The following is a 12,361-nucleotide window of genomic DNA, read 5'->3' on the forward strand; positions in this document are numbered from 1 at the left end:
GCTAAGATCAAACGGGCCCACCCGTCAAGAAAATGCTGATACCGGGCGTGTCAACCGGGTTTGCGCGCGACGATGAAGATGCCCTTGCGCGGGCCGGGGCGCCAGGATTGCTCGATTTCGAACCCGGCGTCCCTGACCATTTCTTCCAGCTCCGAACTGGTGACAAAAAGGACATGCGGCAGCAGCTTTAGCGCCCTGCCAACAACGGCAATCGGTTTGAACCATCTCATCCCGTCACCGAGGCAAACGGTACTCGAAAACATCATCCCGCCCGGTTTCAACATGTCGAAACTCTTGGCAATGGCTGCACGCGGGTCTTTGAGAAGGTGCAGAATACTCATCGCCAGCACCGCGTCATAGCGATTGTCCGGCGGTTCGAAATCCTCGATCCGGTTCTGCACGAAGGAGACGTTTTCGATGCTCTGATCCTGCGCTTTCCGCTCGGCAATGGAGATCATTTCGGCAGAGAAATCAAAAGCCAGAACGTGGTTGACATAAGGCGCGTGGATCAGCGCGGTTGTGCCGGTGCCGCACCCGAATTCGAGCAGGTCCATGTCACGGGTCAGGAAAGACCGGGTGATGGCCAGCTTGCGCTCATAGGTCGCCTGATCTGCAACCGGGCGTTTGGCGTAGCCCTGCGCAACGCGGTCCCAAAAACGCGATTCGCCTGCGTTGGATAGAGAGGGCGGGGAGGCATAGGTCATAGATGTTCACCTTCGAATAGAGATGGCACTGTCTTATATCTGCATGGATCGTAAATAAATTGACCAAATACGCTTTCCTGATATGCATTTTTGCATGGATTGGCGTTCGATGAAATTTGACTGGAACCACGCGCGGGCTTTTCTGATCACGGCGGAGGAGGGGTCGCTTTCGGCGGCTGCACGGGCGTTGGGAATGACACAGCCGACGCTGGGTCGGCAGGTCTCGGCGCTGGAGGAAGAGTTGGGTGTGTTGTTGTTCGACCGCGTCGGTCGCAGCCTGAAGCTCACCGCGAACGGGTTGGAGCTGGTGGATCACGTGCGGGCGATGGGGGATGCGGCCAGCCATGTTTCGATGACCGCATCGGGGCAATCAACTTCGGTAGAGGGCACCGTGCGCATTACCGCGACGGAGGTGGCGTCGGCCTATGTTCTGCCCAGGATGATCGCCCGCCTTCGACAGCAGCATCCGGGGATCGAGGTCGAAGTCGTTGCCACGAACCACCTGCGGGATCTGCGTCGCCGCGAGGCGGATATTGCGATCCGCACGGTGCGGCCAACCGACCCACAGCTTATCGCACGTCAGTTACCTTCTGAAACAGCGGATCTCTACGCCAGCCTGAGTTACCTGGACCAGAACGGGCCTTTCGACCAGCCAGAAGCATTGTCGACTGCCACCTTACTCGGATTTGATGAGAACAACCAGTTTCTGGAGGCTCTGAACGCGCGCGGTCTGCGGCTCTTTGAACACCAGTTCCCGGTGCGCACGGCGTCACATCTGGCCCAGTGGGAAATGGTTCGTCAGGGTCTGGGTATTGGGGTGATGCTCTCGCGTGTGGGTGAGGCCGATCCATCAGTGCGGCGTGCACTGCCCTGGTTCGATCCTTTTGCCTTCGATGTGTGGTTGGTGGCCCACCGCGAAGTAAATTCCAGCAGGCGCGTGCGGCTGGTGTTCGACTGGCTGGTGGGCGAATTCAATGCCCTTCCGGATGTACCCGGATGCAAGGAATAAGGCATGCGGTGACGGGAAATCTTGAAATACAGATAGACACCTGAAAGGATATCTTTGGAAATCTGGTGGGGGTTCAGATGGTCAAAATGCGATATATACTGCCGTTTCTGCTCGGATATGGAGCGCCGGGGTTGGCCTGTGACTACTGCTCGGCCGAGGTTACGCTGACATCGGAACTGGCGGAGTGTTACCTCACGCGCGTCGATGGCGAGATCGACAAGATGATCGAAGCGAACCTGCCCGCCCAATTGATCAACCTGGCGTCTTGTGACGGTGCGGCAACGGCCACGCGCGGAACATCTGGCCTGCCCGGGGTCAGCCCCGGCACAAGGAAGCCCGACCTGAGTTTCCTGATGGATGCGGATGGAATGCGCTGTCTGGCCGTGGCGCTCCGGGGAGAAAGCTGGTCACCGGATCCTGTGAAGACCTTCGAGGTGCACCGTGACTGCGAAGCGCGATAAACCCCGCAAACCGCTCTCCCATGAGATGATGAACGAGGCGCTGGCAGACCCGGCACCGGATTTGGATGCGCCCCGCGACAGCGCCGAAGATCATGATGTGGATGATGATGCGCGCCGACCGTCAGTGCGGCGTCCGACAGAGCCCGGCAAAACCAGCGCTGACCGCGTGACCTTGTCAACTCGCGTTGAGCAATACACGCGTATTGCGGCCAGTCTGGGCGTGGCATTGGCAGCAATCACCGGCGCCTATCAGTACGTCGAAGCCAATGAGGACAATCGCCGCGAACGCTCGCTTGAGATCGTGCGGAATTGGCAGTCCGAAACCAATATCGAGCGGTACACGGCGATACAGGCGTTTGTTGAAGGCAAGGTCAACGAACCCACGCTGAAAGCACAGCTTCAGGTGCTGTCGCCAGACGCCCTGCCAGATGCGCAAGCCAATCTGGGCCGGGCGTGGACAGCGGCTTTGCGCGACAGCGACGCGTCGGAGGACAAGCGGATTGAGCGCCACATCGACCGGCTGATGCTGTTTTTTGCACAGATGGAAATCTGCATCGATTCCGAGCTCTGCAACGCGAAGGTGCTGCGCGACTATTTCGAGCTCGAAGTCTCAACTTTCTGGACCTACTTCAAGGGCTATGCCGAGCTGCGCCAGAGAGCGAGTTATCAAGGGTACGGGGATCCGGTCGCCCGCCTGGTTGAGCGTTTTGCGGCGATGCCGGATCCCTGAAAGGGCCTTGGTTTACTCCCGGACCCATCCGGTCTGGGTCATGCCGACAAACCCGAGGTTTTCGGGCGCGGGAATGTTACGCAACACCAGATCGCGCATTGATCCGCAGGTGGTGATCTGCTCCCATCCGTAGTTGGAGAAGGTGGGATGCTCCTGTGACGGGTCTTCGGGCGGGGTGAAAACATGCTCTGACAGCAGCGGGTTTGTCAGCGCCTGCGAAAAGGCGTCCAGGGCGACAAAGGATAGGATCGTGCGCGGCAGCGGCGCGTTTTTGACCCGATCCTCGCAAAACAGACCCACGAAGAAATCCACGCGGTTCACGTCGCCGTAGGTATCCTTGAGCAGCTTTGCGACATCCCGGTCCGCGCTGATCTGCGACATCTCTGTGATCGGCAGGCGCTGCAGATACTCCAGATAATCCGCGAAGGGACGCAGTCGGCAGAACCGACCCTGTGCGACAGAGGCTTCCTCCACATGCATCAGCGATTTGGTGGTGTTGCGTGGCCCGACTTCACCTGCGGATTGCGCGCTCATGTCTTCGAAAGCGCGCCCCAGCCCGATGTCGATCAGCGGCTTGTTTTCCATGAAATAGGACGGGTTGACCTTGCGCGTGGTCTCGCCCCAGGTGATCTGATCGGGGATCAGCGCGTGCCAGCGGTAGAGCAGGCTGAATTCCGTCGTGATCCAGTTGGGCCGGTTCCATTTCGCGCCCCAGGCCGCTTTGGGGTCTGCCTTGATCCGGAAGGCGGTGGGCGCGATGTGGTTGATGTAGTCTTCAACCACGATCTTGATGAATTGCACCACAACGATGTTGCGTGCTGTCTCGAACACGCGATCATCATCCCAGTCGGGGTTGCGCCCCCCAAGCTCACTGGCAAGCCGGTTGTGTTCGCGCAGAAGCACCGTGTTGATCATCGCCGTTTGTGGCACCGAATTGGCGCGGTCGCCCCCGAAGGCGAAAAGCCTGCCGCGCTTCTCGCGCACCCGTGCGGCTACTTCCGGCGTGCCTGATGTGATCGCCGCGTTCAGGTTTCCGAGACCCAGGGGTTGGTCGAGGATGTCGAACTCCTGCTTGATGTCATCGCCGTCGAAGAGGAAGGGCGCAAATTCTTCGCCGTCCAGCATCTGGCTTTTCAACTTGCCGCGATCCTCCGGTGCCGGGGAGGCGACCCTTAGGGCCGCCGTCTGTGCCGCTGTCCGTCCATAGAGCGGGCAGAGGTCGATATTGTGGTTCGACGTGTTTCGCTTCAGGCGGTCGGGGTCCTTTTCATCCGTTGTGGTGCGGATGAATCCGTCCGTCAGATACTGCGCAAAGGAGGGGAAAAGGCAGGTCGATTTAGGACACAGGCGTTGTGTGTCCCCCGTCCGTGCAAAAAGGTGTTGGATGTCATCCCAGGGTGGCAGGCTTTCAGGATCAACGGGGGAAGGACCAAGATGGCGGGCACTCCATTCCGTGTCCGTGAGGCTGGACCAGGAGGTGTAATCGCTCCTGGTGGAGAAGGGATGCGGCCGGTTGCGGACCTGATTGACGATACGGTTGATGACGATGCGGTTGATCAATGCATCCAGTGGCGGGATCTTCCCGATGAGATCAACGATCCACTGGACATTCAGCAATCCCATCGCCTTGTCTCCGATCCAGCCGAGAACCCGCCGCTGTGTCAGTTCGACCCGGCGGGATTTCTTCATGCCGCCGTAGAACAGCCGGAAGATCGCGGGAAAGACGAGAATGAAAAACAGCTGACGCGACCAGGGGAGGTCGAGGGCATAGACGGACCAGAGCCCCGAAAAGACACTCAGCCCGGTGAAAATCCACCAGCCTTCCTGTTGTTCGCACCAGATACGATAAATGCCATACAGGCATCCCAGATAAACGGGAACCAACAGCAGTCGTGCGTTCTCGCCGGGGAACTGCGTCGCATGTGTCATCGTGTGGTAAACGAAAATTGCGCCGATGATGAAACAGGTTGCTGTCAAAAGGGTTTTGCGCTGCTGCGCGCTATCGGTTGCCATGATAATCCTCCGGCGTAATTTAATTAACTTTTTAATTAACTTTTCAAAATATGTGCCATTTCACACTAAAACGGCGCATTTTTCCAGTTTAGATTGTAACCGGCTCGAATCCCATTAGATTTCTGTGTCAGGGATGCCTTCGGCCAATGCACAGGCTGCGGCGCCTTTTGTGGTATTCAGCGTACCGTCATCGCCGCACTATTTAGCAGCGGGGCGCAATTATTTTTCATTGGATTATGTTCAATTTCCTGAGTTCGCATTGTAGAAATGCACTGCTGGCCGATTTCAGAAAGTTTCTATAATGTTCCCGCCTTCCTCTCGTTCTCCGCAACCCGCTGTGCGGCGTAGTCGTCCAATGCGTGTTGCGGACACGATCAAGGAACTGGTGATGGTGCGCGATCTCAAGCGCGGCGATCGCTTGCCAGCGGAATCTGAGATGATTCAAAGCTTCGGGATGGCCAAAAGCACGATCCGCGAGGCGATGCGCATTCTGGAGGCACAGGGCCTGGTCGAGACCCGGACAGGCCCGGGCGGCGGCAGTTTCGTCGGAGAACCGTCGGCAGAGCGTGCACGTGCGCTGCTGGGCAACTACTTCTACTTCAAGGACGTCAAGTTTGCGGAAGTCTATCAGCTGCGCCGTTTGCTGGAGCCGGAACTCGTTGCCTCACTGGCGGGGGGGCTGAGCGAGGATCAGTTGGAGGAATTGGAACTGCTCGCAGAACGGTTTCCCACACCACCCCAGACTGTAGAAGAGGCGCGGGCCTATCACATCGGATCACTGGAGTTTCATGTGCGGCTTGCCTCTTTTGCGCAAAATGATCTGTTGGGTTTCGTGATCGGTTTTCTGGCGACCACCCTGTCGGAACTCACGGTGAGCCAGGGAGGGGCCGAGCACGCGGCGGCAGCGCTTTGGCGCAAGGGGCGGTTGTGCCGCAGGCATCTGCTGATGGCGTTGCGCGAGGGGGCGCCCGGGGAGGCGCGCAAGGTGATGCTCGAATTCATGCTGGCGGAGGAGGCGATGATGTTGTCACAAAACGCCGCCTTGCGGCGACGTTTCGTGCCGGGGTGATATCCGCGCCACTTGCCGATTGTGCCGTAGACATCTGCTGATGGCATTGCGCGAGGGCGCGCCCGGTGAGGCGCGCAAGGTGATGCTCGAATTCATGCTGGCGGAGGAGGCGATGATGTTGTCACAAAACGCCGCCTTGCGGCGACGTTTCGTGCCGGGGTGATATCCGCGCCACTTGCTGATTGTGCCGGAAACCGGTCTTGGCGCCTTTTCCCCAAAAACCCGATTGCACCTTGGCCGGGAAGTGGATTTGCATGGGCGGACCGGGGCAACGAGTCGCCGAACGGGTTTTGAAAAGGGGATGGAATGAAACGTATCGTGGTCTTGGGGATGGGCAAGGTTGGCACCTTGTCGGGCGAGCTTTTGCATGAGGCGGGTTTTGCCGTCACCGGCATAGACGCGCTTGGGAAATCCGATCACTTGCCATTCGAAACCCAGGTGTGTGACCTCTCCGACCCGGCGCAGTTCTCTGCGGCTTTGCAGGGGGCGGAAGCGGTCCTGTCCTGTCTGCCCTACCATTTGAATACGGGCATTGCAGAGGCCGCGCATGCCGCGGGTCTGCACTATTTCGACCTGACGGAGGATGTCCCGACCACCAAGGCCATTCTGGAGTTGTCCAAGACGTCCAAGGGTCTGATGGCCCCGCAATGTGGACTGGCACCGGGGTTCGTGGGGATTGTCGGTGCGGATCTGATCAGCCAGTTTGACGACTGCCGTGCCTGCAAGATGCGCGTGGGGGCCCTGCCGCAGCACCCGACCGGCCTGATGGGCTATTCGTTCAACTGGTCCCCCGAAGGCGTGGTCAATGAATACCTGAATGATTGCGAAGTCTTGGAAGACGGGCAGATCAAATCGGTCTCGCCGATGGAATGGATCGAAAAGCTCTATATCGACGGGACGGAACTGGAAGCTTTCACCACCTCTGGCGGTCTTGGCACCATGTGCGAGACCTATCTGGGGCGGGTGCCCAACATCGATTACAAGACCATGCGGTATCCCGGGCATGTGGACCTGATGAACTTCTTTTTCCATGAGCTGCTGATGCGGGACCGACGCAAGGACGCAGGTGAAATCCTCGTGCACGCGAAACCCCCGGTGGAGGATGATATCGTCTATGTACACGTCTCCGCCGAAGGGATGATTGATGGCAAGCTGGCCCGGCGCGAGTTTGTGCGCGGGTACAAGCCCATTGATCTGGCCGGGCGGCGGCGCACGGCCATCGCCTGGACAACCGCCTCCTCGGTGGTGGGGATCATTGAAATGGTGCGCGATGGTACCTTGCCCGGCGCCGGATTCCTGAAGCAGGAGGATGTGCCGCTACCCGCTTTTCTGGCAACCCGCACCGGGTCTGCCTACGCCGCAGAAGGGGCTTTTTCAGCCTAGCCGTGACGCGGGTCGTCCAGTTCTGCCGGGAAGGCGCGTGGTAGCAGTGCGGCCTGAAACCAGGTCACCAGCGTGTAGATGGAGTAGACCGGCAGCCCGGTCACGCGCCGGATGTCGCGGGCATAGGGCACCATGTTGGTGCATTCCAGCACGATGGCGCCTATGCCGTCATGCTCGCAGACCAGCGCCTGCGCCGCTTCCAACATGTCCAGGCGGCAGGCATCGAAATCGAGGTCCGGCTGGTCTGTCAGGATCGCCTGCGAAAAGCAGCGCCCGCCGTCCGTGCCCATGATCGGCGTATCGGGCGGCACGCCTGCGCAATAGAGATGATCGGGGGTCAGACTGTCCTTGGCGATGGTCAGTACACCCACCCGCTGGCCCGGCGGCAGGGTCTGGGCAATCATCGGCACCTGCATGAGCGCCGAACTGGCAACCGGTACCTCCAGTTCGGCCTTGAGATCATTCTGCAGCACCGACAGAAAGCCACAGTTGGTCACAATGCCATCGCAGCCCATGCGCACCAACGCCCGCCCTTCGTGGATGAAGGCGTCGCGCATCGCGCGGGCGTCCTGCAGCACGATCCGGTCAGGCGTGGCACCGTCCACGACGCGGTAGTGAACGGGAAAAGGCCATGTGGACGCATTGCCGATATCACCGGGAATGCGGGGGAAGCGGGTCTCCAGCATCAAGATGCCCACCGTTGCGCCGTAGATGGTTTTACCGCCTGACTGAACACTCATGTAACGTCTCCGCGCTGGTCCTCAGACACCCGGCATAGCATGCAAGGTGCCACATCCCTAGTCGACTTTCTGATTACACGCCGCCGGGATGAGCGTCATTCAGCACCCACCATTCTGTCCACTTGATGTCGAAACCAATTGACCCCGGACAGCCGACAGGCAAGGTGATCCACAGGGGGTGGGAGGAACAATGTCGCAACATGTCATCGTCATCGGTGCGGGTATCGTTGGGGTGTCCACCGGCATCTGGCTGCGGCGGTTCGGGACGGAGGTCACCCTCGTTGATCGCGCGGCACCGGGGCAGGGCACGTCCTACGGCAACGCGGGCGTGCTGGCGGCCTGCTCCATGGTGCCGGTCACGGCGCCGGGGCTGATTGGCAAGGCACCGGGGATGCTCCTCAACCCGGATTTCCCTTTGTTCCTGCGCTGGGCTTATCTGCCAAAGCTTGCGCCCTGGCTGATGAAGTATCTGCGCAATGCCAATGACGCGGATACCCGCCGGATCGCCCAAGGTCTGACGCCCATCGTTTCGGATGCGGTCGAGCAGCACAAAGCGTTGACCGATCAGACCGGTGCGGCCCATTGGGTGACGGACAGCGATTATCATTTCGCCTATGCGACCCGCGCGGATTTTGACGCGGATGGCTATACTTGGGCGCTGCGCAAGGCCGCGGGCTTCGTACCGGTCCTCTCGGAAGGCGGCGGGGTCCAGGACAGGGAGCCGAACCTCTCCTCCGCCATTGGCTGTCTGGCCACGATGAAGGATCACGGATTTATTCGCGATCCGGGGGCGTATGTGGCGGCACTGGCCGAGGAATTCCGCCAGATCGGCGGGAAGATCGTCACCACGGAGGTGGTGGACTTCGAGCTCTCGGCGGGGCGGATCACGGCTGTGCTCACCAAGGACGGACTCATGCCGTGCGATACCGCCGTGCTGGCAACGGGCGTGTGGTCCAAACCCCTGATGCGTAAACTCGGTGTCTCCGTGCCGCTGGAGAGCGAACGGGGGTATCACATCGTCTTTGAAGGGGCGGAGAATGGCCCGCGCGCGCCGACCATGGTGGCCAGTGGCAAATTCGTGGCGACCCCGATGGCGGCGGGTTTGCGGTGCGCCGGCGTCGTGGAGTTCGGCGGACTGGAAGCAGGCCCGTCCAAAGCCCCTTTTGCCTTGCTGCGTCGCAAAGTCAAAGAGGCTTACCCGGCCCTGACACATTCCGGCGAAGAGGAGTGGATGGGGCACCGGCCAGCACCCTCAGACAGCCTGCCGCTGATTGGGGAAATCGGACAAAGCCGCGTAATGACTGCCTTCGGGCACCACCACATCGGCCTTACCGGCGGGCCGAAAACGGGTCGTCTGATTGCGGAAATGCTGACCGGGCGGTCTCCGAACATGGATGCAAGTGTTTACTCTCCAAATCGCTTCGCCACGCCTTAGCGGTGGTGATGCTCAGAGCAAGAGCGGGAAGAAGATGACGAGCAGCCCGCCAAACAAGAAACCGGCGCGCAGGACAGCAGCGCGTGCGCCGATGAGGGCAAAAGAGATCAACGCCAGGCCGAGCCCGATCTGCACCGCTGCCAGGAACGCTTGGGTTGGTGCCGACTGCAGCCTGATCAGCGCAGGGTTTGCAATCATCGCCAGCGGGATGATGTAGAGGCCGAAGCCGAGGGTCATGGCCGTTAGCGCCACTTTCAGCCAGTTTTCCCCGATCATACCGGCCGCGATGAACACCGCGCCACAGACCGGTGGCGTGATGGTGGAGAGCAGCGCGAACCAGAACACAAAAAGATGCGCCTGCAGCGGCTCCAGCCCCAACTGGATCAGCGCCGGTCCGGCAACCGATACGCAGATCACATAGGCTGCGGTGGTGGGGACTTCCATGCCGAGGATGAGGCAGGCGAGCGCCGTCAGCAGCAAGGCGGGCCATAACATGCCACCCGACCCCGAGAGGATCAGGGATGTGATCTTGACCCCCAGCCCGGTGATCGACAGGACGCCGATGATGATCGAGGCGCAGATGATGATGGCCGCAATCATCGATACCTGCCGTGCTGCATTCAGCGCCGAAGTTTCGATCCGGTCGCGTGTCTCCGGCCACGATCCCAAACCTTTCGTGTTGAAGAACAGCAGTAGAACGCTTGTGAGGATGGCGAGGCTGGCGGCGTATTGTGGCGTCACCTTGCTCCAGAACATGCCCACCAGCAGAACGGTGAAGGGCACGGCAAAGAACGCGGATGTAATGATCACATCCCGGGTCGAGGGCTGATCCTTTGCGTCGATGCCGGATAGGTTTTCCCGCGCGGCATAGGCATCGACGCCCACCCAGACGGCCAGAAAGTAGAGCACCGCCGGGAGCAGCGCCGCCGCCATGATGGAGGTGTAGGACACGCCTGTCAGTTCGACCATGACAAAGGCGCCGGCACCCATCAGCGGGGGCATGATCTGCCCGCCGGAGGACGCCACGGCCTCGACTGCGGCGGCCAGCCGTTTGGGATATCCCAGGCGCGTCATCGCAGGCAGGGTGATCGCCCCGGTGGAGGCGACATTGGCGGAGGCGGACCCGGAGATCGATCCGAAAAAGGCGGAGGAGAGCACGGAGACTTTTGCCGCCCCGCCTTTGAGTCGACCAGCGGCGGCAGAGGCGACATTCATGAAGCCTTGCCCGGCCTCCCCGGCGTTCAGCACGGCGCCGAAAATCACAAAAATCGCGACCACGTTTACGGAGACGCCCGTCAGACTGCCCCAGATGCCGCCCTCGGCAATGGTCAGCGTGCCCAGAAAGCTGCGGAGCGGCGTGCCGGAATGGCCGAATTCGCCGGGGATGTACTGCCCGAACAGCCCGTAAAGCAGGGCGGTCAGCGCAACCATCGGCAGCGGCCAGCCAATCGCGCGCCGCGCGGCCTCAAGCACCACGACCAAAAGGGTCACGGCGATGGCCATCTGAAAGGGGCTTTCCAGGAAACCGTATTGATCGGACAACGCGTCATGCGACCAGGCCACCCAAAGACACGCGCCAACGCCCGCGACGGCGAGGGCTGCGCCGCTGAGGCGCGTCATGCGGGATTGCGCCCCAGCCAACAGGATCCACGGCAAGGCCAGCGCCAGGTGCAAAGGGCGGCTGACAAGGTTCGGCACCAGACCGGAAAAGATCAAGGCCAGATGAAAGGCAACCAGACCGAAGGCGGCGGCAAAGATGACGAAGCGCATGACAAAACCCTTGTGGTCCAGGCGATTGGAGCCGCAGCACTAGAGAGGAAAGCCGCAGGTATGCCTGGGCTTTCGTGATGTTTCATCGCTGGTGGATCACATTTGTGCGTCGGTGAGCGCGTATCCGATCTCTTTGTAATAGCGGATTGCGCCAGGGTGCAGCTTGCTGGTGATGCTGCTCATGAGACCTTCGTTCACGCCGTTCCACCAGGGCGCGGCTTCCCCCATCTTTTTGCGCTGCTCCCAGAAAGTTTTGGTCAGCTGATAGGCGACATCATCGCTCATCGCGGTGGTGGTAAAGGCAGCCACGGGCAGGGAGGTCGTGGTGATGTCGCTGTCCTGACCGGCATAGGTGCCTGCCGGGATGACCAGCTTGGTGCGCTTTGTCTGGCCGATCTGATCCTCATCCAGCGACAGGACCGTCACGCCCGTGGTTGCTGCCGCTTCGATGACATTCGGGGCGGGGTAGGACCCGGCGGTCACGAAACCATCGATCTGGCCGTTTTTCAGGGCGGCCACGGCGTTGGAGAGCTCCACATCGGCAAGATCGACCTTTCCTTCAAGCCCGAAAAGCCCCAGATATTTTTCCCCTTCGCGCGCGCCAAAGGATCCCTTGCCGAGCAGGATGGTCTTGCCCTCCAACCCGCTGAAATCGGTGACGCCACTGGCATCGGATACCACGAAATGCATCGTCAGCGACGGGATCGGGAACAGGGCGCGAATGGTGTCAAAGGCGGGGTCGCTCTTGCCGTCGAACATCGCCTTGCCCTGCTGCGCAAGACCGATCAACGCAGGGGGCGTTGTAAAGACATAATCTGCACCGCGTGCGCGTACTTCCATCACATTCTGGACGGAGCCCTGGCTCTCCTCGACGGTCACGATCACACCGCCGTCCGTGCCCTCTTTCATCGCCTCGGCGATCTGCACACCCATCTGATAGTAAGACGACGTCGATTTGGCAGACTTGTAGGTGACGCGTTCCTGTGCAGTCGCAAAGCTCGCCGTCACAGCGACAGCAGCGCTCAATAGAATGGTTGCTAGTTTCAT

12 protein-coding genes are annotated in these 12,361 nt (G+C 60.3%); 7 read left to right on the forward strand and 5 right to left on the reverse strand.

Features of this window, described 5'->3' with window-relative positions:
- Positions 1 to 50: 50 nt before the first annotated feature.
- The gene (locus tag ISX84_RS17185; protein WP_195821624.1) at positions 51 to 704 is read right to left on the reverse strand and encodes a class I SAM-dependent methyltransferase; all 654 of its coding nucleotides are present in this window, start codon (positions 702 to 704) and stop codon (positions 51 to 53) included.
- A gap of 109 nt (positions 705 to 813) precedes the next feature.
- Between ISX84_RS17185 and ISX84_RS17190 the strand changes: the two genes are divergently transcribed.
- The 3 genes from ISX84_RS17190 to ISX84_RS17200 all read left to right on the forward strand — a co-directional run bounded on the left by ISX84_RS17190 (position 814) and on the right by ISX84_RS17200 (position 2,904).
- Entirely contained in the window at positions 814 to 1,713 is a 900-nt protein-coding gene (locus ISX84_RS17190) for a LysR family transcriptional regulator (RefSeq protein WP_229884376.1), read from the forward strand.
- An 86-nt stretch (positions 1,714 to 1,799) separates the two neighbouring features.
- Positions 1,800 to 2,174 (forward strand): hypothetical protein, encoded by a 375-nt coding sequence (locus ISX84_RS17195; RefSeq protein WP_195821626.1) that lies wholly within the window; start codon positions 1,800 to 1,802, stop codon positions 2,172 to 2,174.
- The gene (locus ISX84_RS17200; protein ID WP_195821627.1) at positions 2,155 to 2,904 is read left to right on the forward strand and encodes a DUF4760 domain-containing protein; all 750 of its coding nucleotides are present in this window, start codon (positions 2,155 to 2,157) and stop codon (positions 2,902 to 2,904) included. The genes ISX84_RS17195 and ISX84_RS17200 overlap by 20 nt, the downstream gene beginning before the upstream one ends.
- Before the next feature lie 12 nt (positions 2,905 to 2,916).
- Here ISX84_RS17200 and ISX84_RS17205 read toward each other — a convergent pair whose 3' ends face one another.
- Positions 2,917 to 4,917 (reverse strand): peroxidase family protein, encoded by a 2,001-nt coding sequence (locus tag ISX84_RS17205; RefSeq protein ID WP_229884377.1) that lies wholly within the window; start codon positions 4,915 to 4,917, stop codon positions 2,917 to 2,919.
- A 355-nt stretch (positions 4,918 to 5,272) separates the two neighbouring features.
- Between ISX84_RS17205 and ISX84_RS17210 the strand changes: the two genes are divergently transcribed.
- The 3 genes from ISX84_RS17210 (at position 5,273) to ISX84_RS17215 (ending at position 7,369) form a co-directional block, all read left to right on the forward strand.
- The gene (locus ISX84_RS17210) at positions 5,273 to 5,986 is read left to right on the forward strand and encodes a FadR/GntR family transcriptional regulator (protein WP_195821628.1); all 714 of its coding nucleotides are present in this window, start codon (positions 5,273 to 5,275) and stop codon (positions 5,984 to 5,986) included.
- 40 nt (positions 5,987 to 6,026) lie between these two features.
- Positions 6,027 to 6,149: a hypothetical protein gene (locus ISX84_RS23405; RefSeq protein WP_268247496.1), complete on the forward strand. Its 123-nt coding sequence runs from the start codon at positions 6,027 to 6,029 to the stop codon at positions 6,147 to 6,149.
- A 143-nt stretch (positions 6,150 to 6,292) separates the two neighbouring features.
- On the forward strand, positions 6,293 to 7,369 hold the full coding sequence (locus ISX84_RS17215; RefSeq protein ID WP_195821629.1) for a saccharopine dehydrogenase C-terminal domain-containing protein: 1,077 nt from the start codon (positions 6,293 to 6,295) through the stop codon (positions 7,367 to 7,369).
- Here ISX84_RS17215 and ISX84_RS17220 read toward each other — a convergent pair.
- Positions 7,366 to 8,109, reverse strand: a complete 744-nt coding sequence (locus ISX84_RS17220; RefSeq protein ID WP_195821630.1) for an aspartate/glutamate racemase family protein — start codon at positions 8,107 to 8,109, stop codon at positions 7,366 to 7,368. The two genes, ISX84_RS17215 and ISX84_RS17220, sit on opposite strands and share 4 nt — an antisense overlap.
- 190 nt (positions 8,110 to 8,299) lie before the next feature.
- On the opposite strand from ISX84_RS17220, the gene ISX84_RS17225 reads away from it, so the two are divergent.
- A complete protein-coding gene (locus ISX84_RS17225; RefSeq protein ID WP_195821631.1) occupies positions 8,300 to 9,544 on the forward strand; it encodes an NAD(P)/FAD-dependent oxidoreductase in 1,245 nt (414 codons plus the stop codon).
- A gap of 12 nt (positions 9,545 to 9,556) precedes the next feature.
- Here the strand turns inward: ISX84_RS17225 and ISX84_RS17230 are convergent, their stop codons facing one another.
- Positions 9,557 to 11,314, reverse strand: a complete 1,758-nt coding sequence (locus ISX84_RS17230) for a TRAP transporter permease (RefSeq protein ID WP_195821632.1) — start codon at positions 11,312 to 11,314, stop codon at positions 9,557 to 9,559.
- 96 nt (positions 11,315 to 11,410) lie between these two features.
- The gene (locus ISX84_RS17235; protein WP_195821633.1) at positions 11,411 to 12,361 is read right to left on the reverse strand and encodes a TAXI family TRAP transporter solute-binding subunit; all 951 of its coding nucleotides are present in this window, start codon (positions 12,359 to 12,361) and stop codon (positions 11,411 to 11,413) included.

It is taken from the genome of Roseobacter sp. MH60115 (assembly GCF_015644665.1).
Taxonomy (GTDB): Bacteria; Pseudomonadota; Alphaproteobacteria; order Rhodobacterales; family Rhodobacteraceae; genus Roseobacter.